Here is a 22,176-nt window from a genome sequence, read left to right on the forward strand (position 1 = left end):
ACAGCGACCGGGAACGTCCCGACGCATTCCCACCATACGAAAGCCGCCCCGCCGATCAACCTCGATCCGCCGCCCGAGCCTGTGAATGGGGTGCTTTGGAAACCGGTGTTGCAGGGGAGCCACGCTTTGACCGGCAAAATTCACCAAGCATTAACCGAAACGGCACCGCACAAGAGGTTTTCGGCTTGCCTCGCCCGGGAATCGCGTCCCTGAAAAGCAGAATCGGGCCGAATCCCTTCGCGCGCCCTCTTCGGGCAACGCGGCCTGCTCAGTACTCCCACTCGGCCCCGATTCCGACAGCAGCGCTGCCATCGGCCCCGGTCTCGGCCTGGAGCTTCAGGCGCTTGGTCACGTCGATGCCGACCGAGACGCCGCTATCCTCCGGCTTGGAGCCGACCTTCACGCCAACGGAGACATTGTCGCTGATATAGCGCGAGGCTCCCACGGTCGGCCCGCCCTCGCCCATCTGGATGTCGAGATTGTCGACGCCGAGCGATTTGCGCAGCCGCTCGAAGGTATCGTCACCGCCGCCGCCGGCGAACTGCGCCGCCGCCTGGGCGAGCTGCAGGGCCTGGAACGCCGAGAGCGAACCCGAGGCACGGGCGAAGAGCAGCCGCGACAGCACCTCGTCAGGCGGCAGTTCGGGCTGCGAGGTGAAGGCGAAGACCGGCTGGTCGGCCGGGCCGCTGATGATGATGCGAGCGGTGACGTCGCCGGCGCTGGTCTGGGCGATGAAGTCGAGGTCGGGAATCAGCCCGCCGGCGAAGGTCAGCCGGCCGCGGCTGAAATCGAGCCGCTGGGTCAGGACGCTGAGCCGCCCGCGGCGCAGTTCGAAGCCGCCATCCAATGCGGGCGCGGAGGAGGTGCCACCGACACGAATCTCGCCGCCGAGCTCGGCATCGATGCCGCGACCGCGGATGAAGACCTTGCTGGGAGCGGAGACCGTCAGGGCGAGCGCCGCATCGAAGGCCGGCGCTGCACGGCCACCGCGCCCCTTGGCCTTCTGCGCCTTGCGCGCGGCGGCGAGGCGGGCAGCCGCCGCGCCCTTGGCATTGACATGCTTGATGCCGTCGACCGGCCGAAGCGTCGCCGGCAGGCGATCGGGCACGGAGACTTCGAGCGAGGCGATATCGATCCGGCCGCCGAGGCGGGGACGCTGCGCCAGCGGGCCGGTGATTTCGAGGTTCAGCCCCGCCACGGCGGTGACCAGTCCGCTCGAGACGAGCTGGGCGCGATCGCCGCGAATCCGGATATTGCCGGGGAAGCCGGCGACCGGATCGACCTTGACCTGACCGCTGGCGGAGATCGTGCCGCCATTCGGCGTCCGGGCGGAGGCGCGCTCGATCGTCAGGTTGTCGCCGTTGGCGGCGATCCGCGCCTCGATGGCGTTGAAGCGGATGCCTTGCAGAGCGTCGGTGAAGCTGCCGCCGGTCAAGGTCGCGTTGCCGCTGAGGCGCGGGGCCGACGCAGTTCCGCCGGCACGCATGTCGAGGGCGACCGCGCCCGTGACGCGCTGGCCGCCTGCGGCCAGCATGGTGTTGGCGAGAGCGGCATCGACCCGGCCTTGTGCGGTGAGGTCGAGCGGGCCGGTGGCGTTGAGCGGCGCAGTGCCGCGCAATGTCAGGCTGGCGCCCTTGCCGGCGTTGACGGTCGCGGAGATGCCGGCGGCATCGCCCTTGAGCGCGCCCTCGCCCTGGATCTCGACCGGCGGCAGGCCGGCCTGACGGGTTTCGGGCGTAACGAGCTGCGCGATCCTGAGCTTCCACGGGCCCGAGAGGTCGCCCGGACTGCCCTTGACCTGCGCCTCGGCGTTCAGCGTGCCGCCGAGCTTCAGGCTGGGCACTGCGATGCTCGCGGCGGACAGCGGCACGTCACGGGCGGCGAAGCGCAGGTCGAGCGTCTCACCGGCGCGACCGTCGAGCGTCACCCGCCCCTTGTCGATCCGCAGGGCGAGATTGGCGATCTCGACGCCGGAGGCCGGGAAGCTGAATGCAGCGGGATTGGCGAGCGTGATCGCGCGGCCATCGCGGCGCGCGTCGAAAGAGGCGAGCTCCAGCTTCAGTGGCTCGCCCGGAACAAGCCGACCCGCCCCCTTCAACGCGAAACCGCGAGCATTGGCGCTGAGCGTAAAGGCGCTGGCGTCGGGCGCGCCCTTCGAATCGAAGCGGATGCCGCTGATCGCCTCGCCAGCCGCAACGGCGCGGTCGATGGCGATCGCTGCGTCAAGCATCGGGCGGCCGTAGATATCCTTCGCATTGGCGCGGGCATCGAGCTTGTCGATGGTCAGCGAGGGGCCGACGAGACGCGAACCGCGCGCCGTCAGGTCGATATCCTGTCGGCCTTCCGGCGCCGCCAGCACGATATCGGCATCGAGCTGGCCGCCGAGCTTGGTCAGCGCCAGGGCCGAGAGATCGTCGAGATTGCGCGCCGCGAGCGTCAGACGGCCGGCGGCACGGCTCGCCGGATCGAGGGTGAGGCCGCCATTCAGGCGGACCGAGCCGAGGGCGAAATCGAGCGTCGAGAGGTTCCAGCCATCGTCAGGTTGGCGGGCGAGATGCAGCGAGCCGGTCGCGGGCTTGGAATCGACCTCGCCGGCCAGCGTGACGCTGGCGTCGAGCGCACCTTGCAGATCCTTCGCGACGGCATCGATGGTCAGGCGCGGGATCGGCCGGGCGAGCGCGGTGGCGTTGGCGACGGCGATGCGGGCGGTGGCATCGAGCCTGTTCTGCGGACCGGTGATCTGGGCGGTAACGTCACCACGACCGGACAGGCGCCGATCGGCGCGCTTGAGATCAGGCAGGTTCAGCGCAAGCTTCAGGTCGGATTGCTGCTGTCCGATCGAGCCGTCGGCGGTGAAGGCCGCGTGCTGGCCGGCGACGCGCAGGCCGGTCACCGTATAGTCGCCGGCGAGCGCATTGACGCGGCCGGCCAGCGTCAGGCTACCGGCGAGCAGGCGGTCGAGCGCGGCTTCGCCCGTGGCGAGGCGTTCGGCCTTGCCCGCGAGCGTCGCGGTGTAGTTGTTCGTGCGCGGGGTCGCGTCGAGATCGGCGGTGATATCCGCCCTGCCCCCGAGCGGGCGGCCGGCCAGCCCGCTCAAGCGGGCGAGATCGGGGAGAACCGCCTTGAGCTGTCCGAGCATGCGGGCCTGGCCGAGCTTGCCCTTGTAATCCAGCTCGACGCCGGAGAGCGCGAGCTTCAGCATCTCGAAATCGGCCGTACCATCATCCTGTCCGGTGCCGCGCAAGGTGAAGGTGACCTTGTCGCCGACCGCGCGCATCAGCGCCTTGTCGGCCAGTACGATGCCGCTGGCTTCGCCATCGGAGGTCAGGGCGATGCGGGTGCCGGGCTCGCCGATGGTGCCGGTTGGCGTCGCGTTGAAGGAAAGAGCGAGCTTGCCGAATTGCCCCGCCGGTAGCTTGGCGTCGTTTGCGTCGAGCTTCGCGACGACGGTCGGTCCGGCCACCGGGCCGCGGATCGTCGCGTCGAAGGCGAGCTTGCCGATCTCGGTGCCGGACGCGACCGTGCGGCCGCCCTCGTTGGGACGCGAAGCCGCGGTGACGCGCAGATCAAGCGTCTTGTCGGAATTGTAGCGGCCGAGCACGTCGAGGCGCGCCAGCGCCGAGACCAGCGCGAGATTGCGGATGTCGATGCCGCTATCGTCGCGGAAGCCGACCGAGCCATCGAGCCGGGTCGAGCCGGCGAAGACCGGCGCCACCGGCGCCGGCATCAGCCCTTCGATGCGGGCATCGAGGGCCAGCGCGAGCTGACGTTCGGTTCCGGCGCGGGTGAGCGTCGCGGAGCCGTCGGCGCCGATGGTCGGGCCTGCCGTGAAGACGAGACTGGAGCGGAAAGAATCGAGCGGGCCATCGCCCTTGAGGTCGAGCTTCACCGGCGGCTCGCCCGGCAAGCCGGCGACCTTCGAGATCAGGCCGCCCGCCGGCTCGTCGAGCTTGGCCGCGAGCTGCAGGCGCGTGCTTTCGGGCACGAAGGACATGGTGACGTCAAAGAGTCCGCCCATATCGAGCCGCTTCGCCTCGAGCTTGAGGTCGAGCCCCTCATTGGGCGGCCCCAGCCGCGCCGCGCCACTGGCGCTCAAGCGAGCGGCGACGCCGAGTACCGGCTCGCCCAGTGCGAGCTCGTTGAGCTGGAGCGCCCGGATGATCACCTTGAGCGGCAATTCGGGCAGGATCGGCTCATTGCTCGGCGGAGCCGCGCCGGCCGGCTGCGGCGCCGGCTTGCGCAGGATTTCGAGCTTGCCGATCTCCAGCCGGTCGACATCGAGCCGGCGCAGCAGCAGGGCGCTGCGCGTCCAGATCAGGCGGACGCGGTCGAGCCTGAGCCAGGCGCCATCACGATCGGAGAGCACGATGTCGCGGATCTCGACATCCGAGGAAAGCGCGCCGTTGACCTCGCCGATCGAGACCTGGCTCGTACTGCTCGACAGGGCCTTGGAGATCAGGTCGGCGATGACGCCACGATCGGTCTGGGCGTTCTGGGCGAAGCCACCGAAATGCGCCGAGAAGAGGAAGCCCGCCGTCAGCAGCAGGGCCAGGAGAGCGAGACGCGGAATGGTCAGGAGCCGGCGCATCAGAAGGCCTGCCCGATGCTGACATAGAGCGCGACCGGCTTGTCGCCCTTGCGCGGATTGAGCGGCGCGGCGATGTCGACCCGGATCGGCCCGATGCCGGTATAGTAGCGGAAGCCCAGGCCGGCGGCCATCTGCAGCTTCTGCTTGCCGTCCGGCAGGCTCGATTCGAAGGCGGTGCCGGCATCGAAGAAGGGCACGATGCCGATGGTGTCGGTGACCTTGATCCGGGCCTCGACCGAGGCTTCCAGCAGGCTGCGGCCGCCGGTGATCTGCCTGAAGGGGCCGAGCGGCGACAGGCTGCGATAGGCATAGCCGCGCACGGAGCCGCCGCCGCCGGCATAGAAGCGCCGCGTCGCCGGGATCTCGTCGAGGCTGGCGCCGGAAATCGAGCCGAAGCCGACGCGACCGGCGAGAACGTAGCGCTTGTCCTCGTCGAGCGCGTAATAGCCGGAGACCGCCGCCTTGGTCTGATAGATGCCGACCGTTGAGCCGAGGAAGGTCGGATAGGGCGTGAAGGAGGCCGTGGCGCGGAAACCGCGCGTCGGATCGAGCAGGTTGTCGGTGGAATCGTATTTCACCGAGAGCGGGATACCGACCAGCGTGTAGTCGACCTGCCCCAGCACGTCGCTGGTCTGGCCACGCTCGACCTCGATGCCGGCCTGGACCGAGAAGGTATCGCTGAAGCGGTGGCGGATTGCCGAGGTGACGTTGCCGTAGCGCGCCGTATAGCCGCCATAGCGGTTGAGGCCGACGCGCTCGCGCGTCGCGACGCCGTCGAGCAGCCAGTCATTGCGGCTGCCGCCGAGCGCCGGCTTCATGAAGCTGAAGGCGAAGCGGCCGCCGAGATCGGATTCCTTGAAGTCGCCGAAGCGCTGGATCTTGGTGCCGTCGATGCGCGGCGCGAAGAAGACGCTGGCCTCCAGCCGCAGGCGCTCGGCGCCGCCGAACAGGTTGCGGTGCTCCCAATAGGTCTTCACCGCCGGGCCGTCGATCGTCGAATAGCGGGCCGAGAAGCCGAGCAGGCGCTTGGGCCGCTCGGTCACCTCGACGAAGATCGGCAGATTGCCGGCACCGTCGAGCTTGTCGCCCTCGCGGAGCCGGACCGAGCCGACGGCGGGGATCGTCGCGATCGAGCGACGGGTATCGGCCAGCGCCTTCGGCGAGTAGGGATCGCCCGGTTCGAGATAGATGAAGGAGCGCACGACCTCCGGCGGGATCTCGTCGGTTTGGCCGACCGTGATGTCGCCGAAGCCGGCGAGCGGCCCGGGCGCGAGGACGTAGGTCACGTCCATGATGCCGGCGGCATGATCGACGACCGGGCGCAGCTCGACGACCTTGGCAAGCGGACGCGATTGCGCCCGCATATGATCGACCAGCGCCGCCTGCGCCGCCCGCAGCGCCGCAGCGGTCGCGGGATCGCCGGCCTTCAGACGAGAGACCTTGACCGCATCGGCGATCGCGGGGGAGCCGGACTCGTCGCGCTCGACGATGTCGATCCTGCGCAGGCCGAAGATCTTGCCGGGCCGGGCGACGACCGTGATCGGCACGGCGTCGCGGTTGCGATGCGCCTCCAGCACCCGCACCAGCGTGGCGTTGGGCTCGGCCCCGACCTTGAGCGGGACGCCGTCGACGATCAACGTCACATCGGCGTTGAAATAGCCCTGCGACCAGAGCGCATCGAGCATCGGGTTGAGATCGGTCGCCATCCGGCGCGACAGGCTCTCGCCGTCGGGCGGGGCGTCCTGGCGCAGGCGATAGAGCAGCGAGGCGTCCTGCAGCGAGCGCGTCAGGGCCTTGGCATCATCGGCCTCGCCGAGATCGAATTCGAGCTTGTAGGGCAAGGCAGACGGGCTCGGCGCCGGCGGCTCGTCCTTCTTGGTGAAGAGGCCGAACACGTCGAGCGACGAAAGGTCGAAAGCCCGGGCAGGTTCAGCCTGCAGGCTCAGCAGTGTGGCAAACGCACAGCCGCCGCTCAGCGCGACCGCATGCCTTGCCCTACGCCAGAACCGCATCCACCCTCCAAGCAACCCCCGCCACACTCAAAATCATGCCCATGCCCGCCGCCATCATAGGCAGCGAGCCCACATGCGCAATGCTCAAGGACTCGACCGTTCCCGCTAACGAAGGGTTAAGGTCACGGTGCCGAGCGGCGAAAGTCGTGTCACGACCTCGCCCTTTCCGGGAGAGAGCACGCCGCCGCAGAGGCTGCCCGTGGTCACGATCTGGCCCGCCTTCAGGCTGCCGAGATCGTCGCTCTGGCGGTTGGCCCAGGCGAGGAAAGGCGTCATCGGGTCGCCGTTACCGTGAACGGCCGGCTGGTCGTAGATCGTCACGCCGTTGAGCGAGATGAAGCAGCCGAGGCCAGTGAGATCGTCCAACGTGGCGATGTCGAGCTCGGGGCCAATGAGGTAGCCGCCATGGCCCATCGCGTCGGCGAGCCAGAGCGGGAACGCGACATTGCCAGACCAGTTGGCGAGGCGGCTCTCGACGATCTCGATACCGAGATAGGCCTTGTCGCAGCAGGCGAGCAATTCGGCGCGCGACCAGGGCTGGCCCGGGCGGAACGGCACGTCGCGGGCAAGCCTGAGCGCGATCTCGATCTCGATGCGCAGCTCGGCACCTATCGCACCCTCATAGACCTCGCCGGGCGCGAGCCAGGGTCCGGGCATCAGGCCGGCGACCGCCGTGCCGTCTTCGGCGATGCCGACCTTCCAGCCGGCCTCGGCCAGGCCAAGCGCCTCGCCCACGGCCGCCTGCGCCTTGAGCCCCTCGGACAGGGTCGCCGGCACCGGCAGGCTCGCGATCTCGGCCAGCGAGCGGTCGCGGCGGGCCTTCACCAGCGCATCGCGCACGGTCTCGATGGTAGTCGGCATGGGAATTCCTCTGCATCCGGACGGGCAAGCGCGTCACGTCCTGCTATCGCAGCCGGCCGGGCGCGACAAGGCGAGGCGATGCACCGGTGCCCGGCTTCGGCGCCATGGAACCTCCGGGCGGCTTTTCGGTTCCCCGAACATGACCCAGATGATCCTTCGTACCCGGCGGACGCTTTTGCAGGGGGTCGCCGGCCTCGTTCTGCTCGGCTCCGCCGCCACAGCGCAGTCCGCCGTTCCGGCCGCGGAATTCGTGCGCCAGACCGCGATCGCCCAGATGTTCGGCATGGAATCGGCGACACTGGCGCTGCACAAGAGCAGTTCGCCCGCGATCAAGGATTTCGCGCACGCTCTCGCCAGCGAACAGGGCGCGGTGACGAGCGGCCTGCGCCGCATCATCGCCAAGCGTTCGGATATCGCCCTGCCCGACCGGCCGGACGGGCGCCATCTCGACCTCCTGCGCGACCTCACCGACAAGCAGGGCGCCGCCTTCGACAAGGCCTATGTCGAAGCCCAGCGCAGCACGCATCGCGAAGCCGCGCGGATGATGGAGCGCTACGCCAACGAAGGGGACGACGCCGAGCTGAAGAGCTTTGCAGCGCAGTCGCTGCCTGTGTTCCGCGCGCTCGACCGGAAGTCGCAGGAACTGGCGGTCACGCCATAAACAAAATCCGCCCTCAGCCCTTCGAGCGCCCTTCCGCCTCGCGCTCGTAGACGGCAAGGAAGGCCTTGCCCATCAGCGAGGATTCGCTGTCGATCAGCTTGCGCAACGTCGCGGCGCGGATCGCCTGGAGCTGCGGATCGCCCGGTGCGGCCGCCGCCGCGAGTTCCGCCAGGGCCACGGCGAGCCGGCTCTGCCCCTGCCCCGCCAGAGTCTCGGCACGCTCGGCCAGCTTGCGGGCGCCACCGGCGAGATCAGCGAGTTCAGCAGCCAACTCGGCTGTGCGGGCGGGCTTCAGATGGGCGGCGTTGCCGTCAAACCAGCCGGCGTTGAGATGGTAGATGCTGCGGACGAGGAATTCGGGATCGTCGTATTTCGGCAGGAGATAGGGCTTTGCGAGGTAGTTCGCGGGCACCTTGACCTTGCTCAGCACGTCTTCGAGCGTCGCTCCCGCATTCATCAGCGCCAGCGTCTCGCCGACAAGATGCTCCAGCGCCTCAGCGCCGTCGCTCAGCATCCGCGACACCCGTTCCGCGCGGAAGACGACGGGTCCGTGGCCGGGGATCAGCGTTTCCGGCTTGAGCGCTTCCATCCGCCGGAGCGCCTGTGCCCATTCGGCGGCGTAACGCTGGACTTTGCGGGGGTTGCCGGCATTGGGGAACACCCAGATCACGAAATCGCCGCTCGCCAACACGCGCCGCTCGGGCAACCAGACGAAGGTCGCGTCATCGGTCTCGCCGCGGCCATGGAAGAGTTCGAGCTTCTCCCCGCCGATCGAGAGCGACAACGTATCGTCATAGACCGCGTCCGGGCGGCGCTGGCCGATCGGATAGACATAGCCGGGCATGTTGAATTGCTGGCCCTGGACGAAGCTGTTGAAGCCGTGCGTGTCGACATAGCGCTGCATGCGCCGGGCGACATTGCGATGGGCGACGATGCGCGGACGTGGAACGCCCCGGCGCTCGGCTTCCTCGTCGATCAGCTTGATGCCGCTGGTATGGTCGATATGGCCATGCGTGAAGATCACCGTGTGGATCGGAGCATCGTCCCAGGAGCGGATGACGTCGAGCGTCTGCTTGGCGGTGTCGGGCTTGGCCGTGTCGATCAGCACAAGGCCTTCCGCCGTGCGGATCGCCGTCACGCTGCCGCAGAAATAGGTCGTGTGAACGGTGATGATGTTGTCGTCCACCTGGGTGATCGCGCCATGCGAGACTGCGGCGGTCCATTCCTCCATCGCGGCGGTGCCATCCCAGAGGCGTTCGAACAACGGGTCCTGTTTCATGCGGGGTCCTCCGGCTAGGCTCCTCCTGTCTAGCACCATCGGCCCGTCGCGGCAGGCCGATCCGGCCGCATGCTGACAGCCCGCGTCAGCGGCCGTTCCAGCGCCATCCCCGGCAAAGCGAAAGCCTCGGCGCCGCCCGGCCTCGACGCCTCTGGACATCACGCCCCAAAGCCGCGCAAAAAGCCGACGAGCGCCCGCGGCATCAAGACCGCGCATGCGACAAGACACGTCCGGGAGGAAACAGGAACATGAAATCGCTTTGGGTCATGGCTGCCGCGCTCGGCGCCACCCTCAGCCTGCCCGTGCAGGCACAGGACAAGGTCAAGCTGGTCGACGTCATCGAATTGTCGGGTGCGGGCGCCGCCGCCGGGACCAACTGGAAGAACGGCGCCGACATGGCCGCCGCCGACATCAACGCCAAGGGCGGCATCCTCGGCAAGCCCGTCGAGATCGTGCATTACGACACGCAGACCAATCCGGGGAACACCCGCGCCGCCGTGCAGCGCGGCATCGACGAGGGCGCCTATGCCATTCTCGGCCCGATCTTCTCCGGACCGATCGGCGCCTCCATGCAGATCTCGCAGCGTGCCGAGATCGCCCAGATCGTCGGCGGCGAGGCGGCCGGCTTCACCAAGCAGGGCAATCCTTACATCTTCCGCACCTCGCTCAGCCAGACGGCGGCGATGCCGAAGATCGCCAAGTACCTGAAGGACACCGTCAAGGCCGGCTCGATCGCCGTGGTCTGGGTCAATAACGACTTCGGCAAGGGCGGCCGCGATGCCATCCTGCCCGAACTCGAGAAGGCCGGCATCAAGGTCGCCGTCGACGTCGCGACCGAGCAGGGCCAGGCCGATTTCACCGCCGATGCGATCAAGGTGAAGAACGCCAATGCCGACGCCGTCTTCGTCTATCTGAACGAAGAGGAGAGCGCCCGCTTCCTACGCGCCGCCAAGCAGCAGGGCATCGCCAAGCCGATGATCGGCGAGACCACCCTGCTCGGCGCCAAGGTACTGGAGCTGGCCGGCGACGCCGCCAACGGCGCCAAGGGCCATGTCGGCCTTTCGACCGACGCGCCGATCCCGGCGTTGCAGGAATTCGGCAAGCGCTACCGCGAAAAGTACGGCTTCGCCTCCGACCATAACGGCGTGAAGGGATACATGGCCGTGTTCATGGTGAAATGGGCGACCGAGAAGCAGAAGAAGCTCGACAAGAAGGGCCTCGCCGACACGCTGCGCGGCGCGACGATCAAGGCGAGCGAGGAGCCGGGCATCCTGATCGACACCGTGATCGAGCAGAACGGCGATCTCGACCGCGAGAGCTTCCTGGCCGAGGTGGTCAACGGCAAACAGGTGATCAACACCACCCTGCCGCGGATCAAGCCGTAAGCTAAACCGTCATTCCCGGGCGGCGCGTAGCGTCGACCCGGGAATCTCAGGACGAGAAGCTGGTTTCCGAGATGGCCGGGTCAAGCCCGGCCATGACGCTTCCTGCACCACACAAGATCAGCCATGGCCGAATTCATCGCCTATCTCATTGCCGGCATCGCCACGGGCGCGATCTACGCGCTCGCCGCGATCGGCTTCACGCTGGTCTGGCAGACATCGCAGACGATCAATTTCGCCCAGGGCGAGTTCGTCATGCTGCCGGCCGTGCTGATCCTGCTCGCGGTCAAGCTCCTGGGCCTGCCGCTCTGGGCCGGTGGATTGCTCGGTATCGCGGTCTTCCTGCTGATCTTCGGCGCGGGCTTCAAGCTCGTGGTCGTCGACCCGATGATCAAGCATGGCGTGCTGCCGCTCGCCATCGCCACCATGGCGCTGTCGATCGTGATGAAGGAAGGCGCCAAGGACGGCTTCTCGGCCGAGGCGCAAAGCTTCCCCTCGCTGGTGCCGACCGACATGATCAACCTGCTCGGCGTATCGATCTCGCTGCAGCATCTCGCGATCATCGTCGTCGCCTTCGCCGCGATCGGCCTGCTGCAATGGTTCGTCGGCGGCACGCGGCTCGGCCGGCAGATGCAGGCGACGGCGCAGAACCCGACGGTGGCGCGTATCCTCGGCATCCCCGTCGAGCGGATGGTGCTGCTCACCTTCCTGCTCAATGCTGCGCTCGCGGTCGTCGCCTCGCTCCTGATCTCCCCGATCTATCTGGCGAAGTTCTCGAACGGCGAGACGATCGGCCTCTTCGCCTTCATCGCCGCCATCGTCGGCGGCTTCAATCAGGTGCGCGGCGCGCTGGTCGGCGGCTTGCTGATCGGCGTCGCGGATTCGCTCGCCGCCGCCTATGTCTCGTCGCAATACCGGCTGGCGGTGCCGCTCGTGCTGCTCGTCGCGATCATCCTGATCAAGCCGGAAGGGCTGATGGGCCGCAAGGAGGAGCGCCGCGTATGAGCGCCCCCGCCGCCCAGAATTCCGCAGCCCCGGCCCGCCGGATCGACGCCGCGCTGATCGGCCTCATCCTCGGCGCCATCATCCTCTGGTTCGCGCCGGTCGGGATGGGTCGCTACGGCACCTATGTGCTCTCGCTCTGGCTCGTCATGAGCATCGGCGTGATGGGTCTCAACCTGACGCTGGGCTATGCCGGCCAGACCTCGCTGGCACAGGCCGCCTTCATGGGGCTCGGCGCCTATGCGACCGCGATCCTGACCACGAAATACGGGGTGAGCTGGTATGCCGCCTTCGCGCTCTCGGGCCTGCTGACCTTCGCGGTCGGCCTGCTGCTCGGCTTCCCGGCACTGCGTGTCCGCACGCATTACCTCGCCTTCGTCACGCTCGCCTTCTCGACACTGATCTGGCTGGTGCTGCGCAACGAGCAATGGCTCACCGGTGGCGTCTTCGGCATCTCCAACATCAACCGACCTGATTTCTTCGGCATCAAGCTGTTCGGCGCGCTGGAATTCCACCGCTTCGTCGTCGTGGTCACGTTGATCCTGTCGCTCAAGCTGTGGTGGCTGATCCGTTCGCCCTGGGGCCGCGCCTTCACGGCGCTCCGCGAGAACCCGGTCCGAGCCGCGAGCCTCGGCATCGACACCCGCGCCTACACGCTGCTCGCCTTCGCCATCGGCTCGGCCTATGGCGGCTTCGCGGGCGCGCTTTATGCGCCATTGGTCGAGTTCATCGACCCATCGCCCTTCTCGCTGTCGCAGAGCCTGTTCCTGTTGCTGATGGTCGTGGCGGGCGGGGCCGGCTATCTCTTCGGCCCCTTCGTCGGTGCGCTACTCGGCGTCGTGCTGCCGGAATGGCTGCGCTTCGCCGGCTCGCTCTACCTGATCATCTTCGCCGCAATCGTGCTTGCGCTGCTCGTCATCTGCCCGCAAGGCGTCAGCGGCCTGATCGAACGCGGCTGGAACGCGCTCCGCCGCAAGACCGGAGGCGCGCGATGAGCCCGGTCCTCGAAGTCCACGACCTGCACAAGGCCTTCGGCGGCATCAAGGCCGTGAACGGCGTCTCCTTCTCGGTGAAGGAAGGCGAAATCCTCGGCATCATCGGGCCGAACGGTTGCGGCAAGTCGACCCTGTTCAACTGCATCCTCGGCCAGCTTGAACCGACGCGAGGGGCGGTGAAGCTCGACGGACGCGATGTCACCAACATGCGCCCGTCCGCGCTCAACCGGCTCGGCGTCAGCCGCACCTTCCAGCTGCTGCAGGTCTTCCCGGAACTCTCGGTACGCGAGAATCTGATCCTCGCTGGCCAGGAGCATCAGGGCTCGATGCTCGGCCGCCTGTTCGGCGCGCGCGATGCAGGCCTATCGGAGAAGGCCGAGCAGATGATCGGCTTCTTCAAGCTCGGCCATCTCGCGGATGCCAAGGCGGGCGGCCTCTCCTACGGCCAGCAGAAGCTGCTCGACGCGGCGATGGCCTTCATGGCCGGCCCGCGCCTGGTGCTGCTCGACGAGCCGGCCGGCGGCGTCAACCTGACCATGCTCGGCGATCTCAAGGAGCGGCTGCGCGCCATCAATGCCGAGCAGGGCGCGACCTTCGTGGTGATCGAGCACAACATGGATTTCGTGATGTCGCTCTGCACGCGCGTGATCGTGCTGGCCGAGGGCAAGGTTCTGGCCGAGGGCACGCCGGCCGAGGTCCGCGCCAACCCGGCCGTGATCGAAGCCTATCTGGGACATTGAGGAGCATGGTGATGAACACCCCCATCCTCGAACTCGACAGCGTGGTCGGCGGCTATGGCGCCATGACCATCCTGAACGGCACCTCTTTCGCGGTGAAGCGCGGCGCCATCACCACCGTCATCGGGCCGAACGGCGCCGGCAAATCGACCGTGTTCAAGGCGATCTTCGGCCTCATCAAGCTGCGCGAGGGCCGCATCCGCTTCGACGGTCGCGACATCACCGGCTGGAGCCAGCGCAAGCTGCTCGAAGCCGGCATCTGCTATGTCCCGCAGGGGCGCAACATCTTCCCCGAACTCTCGGTGCGCCACAATATCGAGCTCGGCACGGTCGCCGCGGGCTCTGCGATCACCGACATGCCGCAACGGCTGGAAGCGGCGCTCGATCGCTTCCCGGCGCTTCGCGCCAAGGCCGGCCAGCAGGCTTCGACGCTGTCAGGCGGCGAGCAGAAGCAGCTCGAAATCGTGCGCGGCCTGCTGCTCGACCCCAAGTTGGTGCTGATCGACGAACCCTCGATCGGCCTTTCTCCGCTGATGGTGCAGGAGACATTCGGCATCCTGAAAGACCTTCGCGCCAAGGGCGTCTCGATCCTGATGGTCGAGCAGAACGCCCGCTCGGCGCTGGAGATTTCCGACGAGGGTCTGGTGCTCGAACTCGGCCGCACGCGCATGCAGGGGCCGGCGGCGGAGATCCTCGCCGATCCGCGCATCGGCCAGCTCTTCCTCGGCGGCACATTGACCGACGCGGCCTGAAGGCTAGCCCTGAGGCTTTGACAGCGGCGCCCTCTCCTGTCGGGATGGCGACGAATATCGAGACCGGAGCCCGACGCCCCATGAAGATTCGCGCCGCCGTCCTGAACGCGAGCCCGGTTGCGGCGCCCTATGCGCAGAGCCGCCCATTGCGGATCGAGGAGCTCGACCTCGCCCCGCCCGGGCGCGATGAGGTTCTGGTTCGCATCCGCGCCGCTGGTCTTTGCCATTCCGACCTCTCGGTGATCGACGGCAACCGCCCGCGCCCGGTGCCGATGGTGCTCGGCCATGAGGCCGCCGGCGAGGTCGTCGAGACCGGCGAGGGCGTCGATGACCTGAAGCCCGGCGACCGGGTGGTGATGGTGTTCGTGCCGTCCTGCGGGCATTGCGCACCCTGCGCCGAGGGACGCCCTGCCCTGTGCGAGCCCGGCAATGCCGCCAATGGCCGTGGCGAGATGCTCGGTGGCGGGCGCCGGCTCTCGGTCGATGGCCAGCCGGTGCATCACCATATCGGCGTTTCCGCTTTCGCCGAGCATGCGGTGATCTCTCGCCGCTCGCTGGTCAGGATCGAGGCCGATATCCCACATGAGATCGCGGCCCTGTTCGGCTGCGCCGTGCTGACCGGCGTCGGTGCCGCCGTGAACACGGCGCGGATCAAAGCGGGCGAGACGGTGGCAGTGGTCGGGCTCGGCGGCGTCGGGCTTTCGGCCCTGCTCGGTGCCATCGCCTGCGGCGCCTCGCGTGTCATCGCCGTCGATCTCGCGCAGGACAAGCTCGACCTCGCAATGGCGCTCGGCGCGACCGACGCCTTCAAGGCCGACACGCCGGATGTCATCGAAGCGATCAAACAGGCAACCAAGGGCGGCGTCGATCACGGGCTGGAGATGGCCGGCTCGGTCAGGGCGCTCGACCTCGCCTACCAGATCACGCGGCGCGGCGGCACGACGACCACCGCCGGCCTCGCCAACCCCGCCCATACGCTGTCGCTCTCGCCGGTCAGGCTGGTCGCCGAGGAGCGGACGCTGAAGGGCTCCTATGTCGGCTCCTGCGTGCCCTCGCGCGACATCCCGCGCTTCGTCGAGCTCTACCAGCGCGGGCGACTGGCGGTGGACAAGCTCTGGACCAGCTCCGGCAGCCTCGACGAGATCAACGAGGGCTTTGACGCACTGAACGAGGGCCGCACGATCCGGCATATCGTCAGGATGTGAGGCGGGCAAAGCCAAGCTTGGGCAGCGGCTCTTTCAGCATTCCATCAGAGACATAGCGCCTGTTCGTGACATGTTGATTCAAGTTGCGCCGGCCTCGCGGGCGCCGCGCTCCCATCTGTCGAGACGCCACATCCCGCACCAACCAACCGCCCCATTTGACTTGCAGTCACCGGGGCGCTCTTCCTCTCCACTCTGCCCAGGGGATGCCAATGTCGAATGCGCTCGAAGGAATCGTCGTGGTCGCGCTGGAGCAGGCGGTGGCCGCGCCGGTCGCGAGCTGCAAGCTCGCCGATGCCGGCGCACGCGTGATCAAGCTGGAGCGGCCGGAAGGCGATTTCGCGCGCGGCTATGACGGCTTCGCCAAGGGGCAGTCCTCCTATTTCGTCTGGATCAACCGAGGCAAGGAATCCTGCCGGGTAGACCTGCGACAGCCTGACGACCTCGCGCTGGTTGAGGCGATGATCGCGTCGGCCGACATCTTCATCCAGAATCTGGCGCCCGGTGCGGCTGACCGGCTCGGGCTCGGCAGCGGGACGCTTCGGCAACGCCATCCGCGGCTGATCACCTGCGACATCTCCGGCTATGCGCCGGGCACGCCGCATGAGCGGCGCAAGGCCTATGACCTGCTGATCCAGGCGGAATCGGGCCTCTCCGCCATCACCGGCACGGCCGAATCCGGTCCGTCGCGCATCGGCGTCTCGATCGCCGACATCGCCACGGGACAGGCGGCCTATGCCGCGATCCTCGAAGCGCTGCTGAAGCGGGCGCGCACCGGCGAGGGCTCGGCGATCGCGCTCTCGCTGTTCGACACGCTCGCCGACTTGATGAACGTGCCCTATCTCACCCGCCGCTATGGCGGCATCGAGCCGGCGCGGGTCGGGCTCTCCCATCCCTCGATCGCGCCCTATGGCGTGTTCTCGCTCGCTGACGGCGAGGTTCTCGTCTCGATCCAGAGCGAACGGGAATGGCAGGTCTTCGCCCGCGACGTGCTCGAAAGCCCCGAGCTCGCAGCCGATCCCCGCTTCGCCTCCAATGTGCTGCGGGTGAAGGAGCGCGCGACCCTCGATGGCGAGGTGCAGGTGCTCCTTGGCCGGCGGCGCTTTGCCGATATCGCCGCCGCGCTGGATCGCCATGCCATCGCCTATGGCACGGTGTCCACCGTGGGCGGACTGATCGACCATCCGGCGGCGACCGCCCTGCCCGTCCCGACACCGAACGGCCCCGTCGAGGTGCTGGCGCCATCCGCTATCGTCGATGGCAAGCGCGTCGCAATGCGGCCGGTTCCGGCGCTGGGCCAACACGACGCGGCACTGCGCGCCGAATTCGCCCGCCAGACAGAGGAAAGCCCCTCATGAGCATCGACATCGCCAAGCTCGCAGCCTGGACCGGCAGGACAGAGGAAGCGCAGGACATCGTCACGCCGCGGCTGGTGCAGAGCTTCGCCGCCACCTTCGGCCGCCATCTCGCCCCTCACCATCCCGGCGAGGCGCCGCTGGCGCTGCACTGGTGCCTGGCGCCGCCGATCTCGGATATCGGCGCCTGCGGACCCGATGGGCATGCCGCCAAGGGCGAGTTCCTGCCGCCGGTGCCGTTGCCTCGGCGGATGTGGGCCGGCGGGCGGATCGAAACCCTGTCGCCGCTGCGCGAGGGCGACCGCGTCATCAGGCATTCCCGCATCGGCGACATCGCCTACAAGGAAGGTCGCAGCGGCCCGCTCTGCTTCGTCGCCGTCCATCATGAATACGCGACCGAGCGCGGCGTGGCGCTGCGCGAGCGGCACGACATCGTCTATCGCGAGGCGGCGGAGCCGGGCGCTTCCGCTGCCGGCGCCCCGGGCCCCGCCGCCGAGGGCGAGCCTGCCGACCTCACCTGGGAGGTCGAGGCCAGCCCGCTGCTGCTGTTCCGCTACTCGGCGCTGACCTTCAACGGCCATCGCATCCACTACGATTTCCCCTATGCGACCGGGACGGAAGGATATGCCGGGCTGGTCGTGCACGGGCCGATCCAGGCGACGCTGATCGCCAACATCCTGGCGACATTGACCGGAGGCGCACCGATCCGGCTCGACTACCGGGGCCTGAGCCCGCTCGTCGCGGGCGGCACCTTCCGGGTGAAGGCGAAGCGGCAGGCGGATGGCAGCGTCCGGGGCTGGACCGAGGGCGCGGACGGGCGGGTGCGCATGGAAGGCTTCCACCGCCCGGCGTGACAGCGTCTCAACCGCCGCAGGACGCTCAAGGCCGGAATCGTCAACCCCGCTGGCCCGCCGGCGCTGAAGAGTATCGCCGACACCTGCCTGTACCCGAATACGGTGCAGATCGTGAAAGTCAGCAATTCTGACGTAAGGGAATATCTGGTCGCGTTGCCGGCATCTTCAACCGCATCGCCCGCGCTGAGTGAAGCGAGCAGCCGCTGATCAGCCCAGCCTGCCCCGCATGCGATTTCGCCGTGATCGACGGCGTGACCTATCGGATCGATGTCACGCAAACCTCGCGCTACGGCGCCGATGGCCAGCGCGTCGCGCCGGAAGCGCACCGCATCCTCGACCTCGCCCACGGCGCCGGAAAATGGCCCGCAGGCCTGAAGGCGGAGCCGACCAGAGGCGGGTTTGAAGATTTCGCCAAGTACCGTCTGCGCAGCCGGCCGCGCTATATCGGCGTAGAATTATAATTTGTCGGCGAAACCTCCGAAGCGACATACAGTTCTTTAATAGATTTTTAGCGAGAATAGCACCTACGCCGGCCAAAAAGCAGACACAGCGACGGGACGCCTGATGATCGTCGACGTTCACGAAAACGATCTCGCCATGAAATCGGAACTGGTGGCAGCGCTTTATGCCACGCCGGGCACGATTTTCATCGGCACCGTCACGGTCGCGGCCGTGATGGCCGCGAGCGCGTTACTGACCGGTGGCGATGTCGTCTTCCACTTGATGGCGGCAGCGATGGTCGCGATCGGCGTGTTCCGCTACCTGTCGCACCGCTACTACACGGGCATCCACCTCGCGACATCGACGGAACGCCAGATCGGCACGCTCGAAAACCTTGCCATGGCCGGCGCCTGGTCGACCGCCGCTCTGATCTCGGCCTTCGGCTGCTATGCCATTCTGCGCTATACCTACGAGCCCGTCGCGGCGCTGGCGATCGCCCAGACGATCGGCTATCTCGCCGGCATTTCCGGGCGCAACAGCTCGCGGCCGGTGATCACCCGCGTGCAGGTGCTGGCGGCGGCCACGCCTTTTACGTTCGCCTTGCTGTGGACGCGGGACCCCGCTTATCTGGTGATCGGGCTTTCAGTCGCGCTCACGGCCGTCCTGACCTTTTCGAGTGCGCAGGTGATCCACCGGATCTTCCTCGCCCGGCTGCGCACCATGCGCGAGCTCGAGCATCTGGCCGTCAACGACACGATCACCAGCCTCTACAATCGCCGCGGCTTCATGCGCGAGATCCGGCAGATGGCCGCTTCCGGCCGCCCGGTGACCCTGATCTCGATCGATATCGACCGCTTCAAGAGCATCAATGACAGCCTCGGCCACGATATCGGCGATGCGCTGCTGCAGGGCTTCAGCGAAACGCTGCTCGCCGAGCTCGGCGTCGGCGACATCGCCGCCCGCACCGGCGGTGACGAATTCATGGTCGCCACCACGCGCGATGCCGAGGGTGCCAGCGCGCTGGCGGCCCGCCTCGTCATGATGCTCGCCAGCCAGCGCGTCATCGGCGGACGCCACGTCACCGCCACAGCCAGCATGGGCATCGCGCCGGCCGGCTGTGCCGCCTCGATCGACGAGGCCCTGAAATGCGTCGACATCGCCCTCTATCGGGCCAAGCTCGACGGGAGGAACCGCTTCGTCATGTATACCGATGCGATCCGCAATGAGCATGAAGACGGCGTGGCGCTCGAAACGGAACTGCGCGACGCCATTCGCCGCGGCGAGTTCGAGCTGCATTTCCAGCCGATCTACAACCCTCGCTCCGGCACCGCGACCATGGCCGAGGCGCTGCTGCGCTGGCAGCATCCACGGCGCGGCATGATCAGCCCCGCGGTCTTCATCCCGCTGGCCGAGCGGACCGGGCTGATCACCGTGCTGGGCTCCTGGGTGCTCGGCGAGGCGATCCGGTCAGCCTTGTCCTGGCCGCGCAGCGTCGGCGTCAGCGTCAACGTCTCGGCCCGCCAGTTCGACCATGGCCACGACATCGTTGGCGTCGTCGAGGCGCTCCTGCGGATGAGCGGCATCGAACCTCACCGGCTGACGATCGAGATCACCGAAAGCTCGCTGATCGACGATCCCGACCATGTCGTCTCGCGCCTCGTCGCGCTGCGCGCGCTCGGCGTGCGGATCGCGCTCGACGATTTCGGCACGGGCTACTCCTCGCTCAGCTATCTCGCACATCTGCCGATCGACACGATCAAGATCGACCAGGCCTTTACCCAGGAACTCGGGACCTCGCGCAAGGCGGATTCGCTGATGAACGCAATCGCCCAACTCGCGCATGACCTGAAGCTGCGCCTCATCGTCGAGGGCGTGGAAACGCAGGAGCAACTCACCGTCATCGAAAAGCACGCCGTCCACGGCATTCAGGGCTATATCTTCGCCCAGCCGATGACAGCGGAGGATTTGCTGCCCATGATCGGCGATCGTGTGGCGACGGGGCGAATGGGGTCGACGCGCTCGCGTTCCGGCTCGCGCAAGCCGGGCCGCTTCAGTCAGGTTGCCTGACGCGCCCCGGACGCAGACGATCGCGCGAGCCGGAGGCCCTGATGCGCCCGAACTATCCGAGCGGGAAGGATCTGCTGAGCGCCGATGCCGTCTCGCGCTTCGATCTCGACGACATCATCGCGCGCGCCGAGCGGCATCTCCACGAAGAAGAGCTGGAAAAAGCCGGCCTGCCCCTGCCCGAGCAGCCGCCCGCCCCGCGCCGCCGGCCGAAGGTGATCGCCACCCTGTTCGACCAGCGCAGCACCCGCACCCGCCTCGGCTTCCAGACCGCGGCCGCCCGGCTCGGCCACCAGTCGATCGACGCCTATGATACCGACCGCAGCCGCATGGGCACCGATACCGGCGAATCGATCGAGGACCATATCCATACGGTCGAGCTCTACAGCGACGTGCTGATCGTGCGCTCGCATATGGAGGACATGCCCTACCGCGTCGGGCGGCTGAGCTATCTGCCGGTCATCAATGCCGGCAACGGCGCCGACGAGCACCCGACCCAGGCTCTGGTCGACATCTTCGCGATCCGACAGATGCGCGGCGCGATCGAGAATCTCAGCATCGCCCTGTCGAGCGATTCACGCGCCCGCTTCGCGATCTCCTTCGTGAAGATGCTGCGCCTTTCCCCGCCGAAGCGCTTCACGCTGTGCTGCCTGCCGGATACGCCGCTCAACCCGGCGATGCGCGAGGCGATGACCGTGCTCGCCGATCTCGGCACGCAGGTCGGGCTCGTCCACGACATCCGCCATACGCTCGACCATGACGTGCTCAGCATCCAGATGCAGGACATGAGCAAATTCGCCCACGCCTCCCTCGGCAATGAAGCCGTCGACAAGGAAAAAGAGAGCGAGCCCTTCACACTGACCGCCCGCAAGGTCCTGGATGCCCGTTCGGACACACTGATCCTCAACCCTCTTCCGCGCTTCTCGGAGCTCGACACCTCATGCGACAGCCTCCCGAACGCAGGCTATTTCCGCCAGGTCCAGCTCTCCGTGCCGATGCGAATGGCCATCCTGGAGCGCATGTTGCTGGGCATTCCCTGGACGGGGCAGGTCGAGGATTTCCGGCCTTCCTCGGGTGGATGAGCGCCTATCTCGCCTCCTATCTCGCGATCGCTCTCTCCATCCGGCTGCTCTCGGGCTATCTCACCGTCATCGAGATCGGGCTCTTGCGCTCGATCGGCAGCCTTGCCATCGCAGGCTCGGCCGTCTGGGCCGGTGGAGCGGAACAGCGTCGCACCATTCTCCCCCCGAAGCTGCGCGAGGATATCGCCCGCAGCATCCTGCATCTCGTCGGCTCGCTCGCGCTGATCTGGAGCCTGGCGCACCTGCCGCTCGCGCTCGTCACCACCATCGAGTTCACCGGTCCGCTCTTCGCAGGCGTATTGCTCTTCCTGGTCCTGCGCCGCCGACCCGGCACCGGTGCAACCGTCGGCCTTGCCGTGCTCGCGACCGGGATCGGCTTGCTGGTGTTCAGGCTCGACGCCGTCCCCAATCGCGACCTCGCCATCGCCATCGGCGCCGTCGCGGCGCTGACCAGCACCAATCTCATGCTGGCACGGCTGGCGGCACAGCGCAGCACGCTGTCCATCGTGCTGCTGATGCATACGATCCAGCTGCCGCTTTATCTGCTGCTCTGGTTCTTCGTGCCGGAGCAGTGGTCGCCGCCGCCGCAGCCGTACCGGCTGGCCTTCGCCTTGCCCGAGCTTGCCGTGATCGGCGGCGCCGTGCTCGCGCTGATCGTCGGCGGCTTCGTCTCGCAGGCCGCGCTCGCCAACGCCTCCCGCCATGCCACGCCGCTGCAACTCTGCAGCGGCGACACCCTGCGCGTGCCGCTGATCACGCTCGCCGCCTATCTGCTGCTGGCGGAATTGCCGCCGGCCGAGCTTCTGCTGCCGGGGCTCTGGGTCCTCTGCGGCGTCGTCATCACCAGTTTGCCGGCCGCCCCCGGATCGAAGCTGCGCCCGGAACAGGCCGGGCGCGCCTAGAAACGCG

General features: G+C 67.6%; 17 protein-coding genes. 13 read left to right on the top strand and 4 right to left on the bottom strand.

The features are described 5' to 3' along the window. Window positions 1–268: 268 nt before the first annotated feature. From BLQ70_RS01815 to BLQ70_RS01825, 3 genes are all read right to left on the bottom strand, one after another. Window positions 269–4,588, bottom strand: a complete 4,320-nt coding sequence (locus BLQ70_RS01815) for a translocation/assembly module TamB domain-containing protein (protein ID WP_091855576.1) — start codon at window positions 4,586–4,588, stop codon at window positions 269–271. Beyond that, window positions 4,588–6,600 carry an autotransporter assembly complex protein TamA gene (locus BLQ70_RS01820; RefSeq protein WP_091855577.1) on the bottom strand — a complete coding sequence of 671 codons (2,013 nt, stop codon included), beginning with the start codon at window positions 6,598–6,600 and terminating at the stop codon, window positions 4,588–4,590. Before BLQ70_RS01820 ends, BLQ70_RS01815 begins: the two co-directional genes overlap by 1 nt. A gap of 105 nt (window positions 6,601–6,705) precedes the next feature. Continuing rightward, window positions 6,706–7,461, bottom strand: coding sequence for a hypothetical protein (locus BLQ70_RS01825; RefSeq protein WP_170843279.1), 756 nt, complete (start codon window positions 7,459–7,461; stop codon window positions 6,706–6,708). Between the two features lie 139 nt (window positions 7,462–7,600). On the opposite strand from BLQ70_RS01825, the gene BLQ70_RS25515 reads away from it, so the two are divergent. Continuing rightward, window positions 7,601–8,122, top strand: a complete 522-nt coding sequence (locus tag BLQ70_RS25515; protein ID WP_170843280.1) for a DUF4142 domain-containing protein — start codon at window positions 7,601–7,603, stop codon at window positions 8,120–8,122. A 13-nt stretch (window positions 8,123–8,135) separates the two neighbouring features. On the opposite strand, the gene BLQ70_RS01835 is transcribed toward BLQ70_RS25515, so the two are convergent. Then, window positions 8,136–9,401: an alkyl sulfatase dimerization domain-containing protein gene (locus tag BLQ70_RS01835; RefSeq protein ID WP_170843281.1), complete on the bottom strand. Its 1,266-nt coding sequence runs from the start codon at window positions 9,399–9,401 to the stop codon at window positions 8,136–8,138. 248 nt (window positions 9,402–9,649) lie between these two features. On the opposite strand from BLQ70_RS01835, the gene BLQ70_RS01840 reads away from it, so the two are divergent. From BLQ70_RS01840 to BLQ70_RS01895, 12 genes are all read left to right on the top strand, one after another. Continuing rightward, window positions 9,650–10,786, top strand: coding sequence for an ABC transporter substrate-binding protein (locus BLQ70_RS01840; protein ID WP_091855581.1), 1,137 nt, complete (start codon window positions 9,650–9,652; stop codon window positions 10,784–10,786). A 123-nt stretch (window positions 10,787–10,909) separates the two neighbouring features. Beyond that, window positions 10,910–11,788 (top strand): branched-chain amino acid ABC transporter permease, encoded by an 879-nt coding sequence (locus BLQ70_RS01845; RefSeq protein WP_091855582.1) that lies wholly within the window; start codon window positions 10,910–10,912, stop codon window positions 11,786–11,788. After that, complete coding sequence (locus tag BLQ70_RS01850) at window positions 11,785–12,780, top strand: branched-chain amino acid ABC transporter permease (RefSeq protein WP_091855583.1); 996 nt, start codon at window positions 11,785–11,787, stop codon at window positions 12,778–12,780. The genes BLQ70_RS01845 and BLQ70_RS01850 overlap by 4 nt, the downstream gene beginning before the upstream one ends. Further along, entirely contained in the window at window positions 12,777–13,520 is a 744-nt protein-coding gene (locus BLQ70_RS01855) for an ABC transporter ATP-binding protein (protein ID WP_091855584.1), read from the top strand. The genes BLQ70_RS01850 and BLQ70_RS01855 overlap by 4 nt, the downstream gene beginning before the upstream one ends. A gap of 11 nt (window positions 13,521–13,531) precedes the next feature. Then, window positions 13,532–14,269, top strand: a complete 738-nt coding sequence (locus BLQ70_RS01860) for an ABC transporter ATP-binding protein (RefSeq protein ID WP_091856135.1) — start codon at window positions 13,532–13,534, stop codon at window positions 14,267–14,269. A gap of 80 nt (window positions 14,270–14,349) precedes the next feature. Continuing rightward, the gene (locus BLQ70_RS01865) at window positions 14,350–15,474 is read left to right on the top strand and encodes a zinc-dependent alcohol dehydrogenase family protein (RefSeq protein WP_091856136.1); all 1,125 of its coding nucleotides are present in this window, start codon (window positions 14,350–14,352) and stop codon (window positions 15,472–15,474) included. A gap of 209 nt (window positions 15,475–15,683) precedes the next feature. Further along, window positions 15,684–16,829 carry a CaiB/BaiF CoA transferase family protein gene (locus tag BLQ70_RS01870; RefSeq protein ID WP_091855585.1) on the top strand — a complete coding sequence of 382 codons (1,146 nt, stop codon included), beginning with the start codon at window positions 15,684–15,686 and terminating at the stop codon, window positions 16,827–16,829. Further along, the gene (locus tag BLQ70_RS01875; RefSeq protein WP_091855586.1) at window positions 16,826–17,680 is read left to right on the top strand and encodes an HTD2 family dehydratase; all 855 of its coding nucleotides are present in this window, start codon (window positions 16,826–16,828) and stop codon (window positions 17,678–17,680) included. Before BLQ70_RS01870 ends, BLQ70_RS01875 begins: the two co-directional genes overlap by 4 nt. A 239-nt stretch (window positions 17,681–17,919) precedes the next feature. Continuing rightward, window positions 17,920–18,141, top strand: a complete 222-nt coding sequence (locus BLQ70_RS01880) for a hypothetical protein (RefSeq protein WP_091855587.1) — start codon at window positions 17,920–17,922, stop codon at window positions 18,139–18,141. Window positions 18,142–18,244: 103 nt separating this feature from the next. Next, window positions 18,245–20,188 (top strand): putative bifunctional diguanylate cyclase/phosphodiesterase, encoded by a 1,944-nt coding sequence (locus BLQ70_RS01885; protein WP_091855588.1) that lies wholly within the window; start codon window positions 18,245–18,247, stop codon window positions 20,186–20,188. 41 nt (window positions 20,189–20,229) lie between these two features. Next, on the top strand, window positions 20,230–21,267 hold the full coding sequence (locus BLQ70_RS01890) for an aspartate carbamoyltransferase (protein ID WP_061964163.1): 1,038 nt from the start codon (window positions 20,230–20,232) through the stop codon (window positions 21,265–21,267). Continuing rightward, on the top strand, window positions 21,264–22,169 hold the full coding sequence (locus BLQ70_RS01895; RefSeq protein WP_091855589.1) for a hypothetical protein: 906 nt from the start codon (window positions 21,264–21,266) through the stop codon (window positions 22,167–22,169). Before BLQ70_RS01890 ends, BLQ70_RS01895 begins: the two co-directional genes overlap by 4 nt. The last annotated feature ends 7 nt before the right edge of the window (window positions 22,170–22,176 follow it).

The sequence above is a fragment of the Allobosea robiniae genome, from assembly GCF_900102525.1.
GTDB classification, from domain to species: domain Bacteria; phylum Pseudomonadota; class Alphaproteobacteria; order Rhizobiales; family Beijerinckiaceae; genus Allobosea; species Allobosea robiniae.

Coding starts and splice junctions, on each gene's coding strand:
- BLQ70_RS01825 (WP_170843279.1), bottom strand. CDS start 7,461: ATGCCGACTACCATCGAGACCGTGCGCGATGCGCTGGTGAAGGCCCGC.
- BLQ70_RS01840 (WP_091855581.1), top strand. CDS start 9,650: ATGAAATCGCTTTGGGTCATGGCTGCCGCGCTCGGCGCCACCCTCAGC.
- BLQ70_RS01850 (WP_091855583.1), top strand. CDS start 11,785: ATGAGCGCCCCCGCCGCCCAGAATTCCGCAGCCCCGGCCCGCCGGATC.
- BLQ70_RS01815 (WP_091855576.1), bottom strand. CDS start 4,588: ATGCGCCGGCTCCTGACCATTCCGCGTCTCGCTCTCCTGGCCCTGCTG.
- BLQ70_RS01865 (WP_091856136.1), top strand. CDS start 14,350: ATGAAGATTCGCGCCGCCGTCCTGAACGCGAGCCCGGTTGCGGCGCCC.
- BLQ70_RS01845 (WP_091855582.1), top strand. CDS start 10,910: ATGGCCGAATTCATCGCCTATCTCATTGCCGGCATCGCCACGGGCGCG.
- BLQ70_RS01835 (WP_170843281.1), bottom strand. CDS start 9,401: ATGAAACAGGACCCGTTGTTCGAACGCCTCTGGGATGGCACCGCCGCG.
- BLQ70_RS01860 (WP_091856135.1), top strand. CDS start 13,532: ATGAACACCCCCATCCTCGAACTCGACAGCGTGGTCGGCGGCTATGGC.
- BLQ70_RS01895 (WP_091855589.1), top strand. CDS start 21,264: ATGAGCGCCTATCTCGCCTCCTATCTCGCGATCGCTCTCTCCATCCGG.
- BLQ70_RS25515 (WP_170843280.1), top strand. CDS start 7,601: ATGACCCAGATGATCCTTCGTACCCGGCGGACGCTTTTGCAGGGGGTC.
- BLQ70_RS01855 (WP_091855584.1), top strand. CDS start 12,777: ATGAGCCCGGTCCTCGAAGTCCACGACCTGCACAAGGCCTTCGGCGGC.
- BLQ70_RS01870 (WP_091855585.1), top strand. CDS start 15,684: ATGTCGAATGCGCTCGAAGGAATCGTCGTGGTCGCGCTGGAGCAGGCG.
- BLQ70_RS01885 (WP_091855588.1), top strand. CDS start 18,245: ATGATCGTCGACGTTCACGAAAACGATCTCGCCATGAAATCGGAACTG.
- BLQ70_RS01820 (WP_091855577.1), bottom strand. CDS start 6,600: ATGCGGTTCTGGCGTAGGGCAAGGCATGCGGTCGCGCTGAGCGGCGGC.
- BLQ70_RS01890 (WP_061964163.1), top strand. CDS start 20,230: ATGCGCCCGAACTATCCGAGCGGGAAGGATCTGCTGAGCGCCGATGCC.
- BLQ70_RS01875 (WP_091855586.1), top strand. CDS start 16,826: ATGAGCATCGACATCGCCAAGCTCGCAGCCTGGACCGGCAGGACAGAG.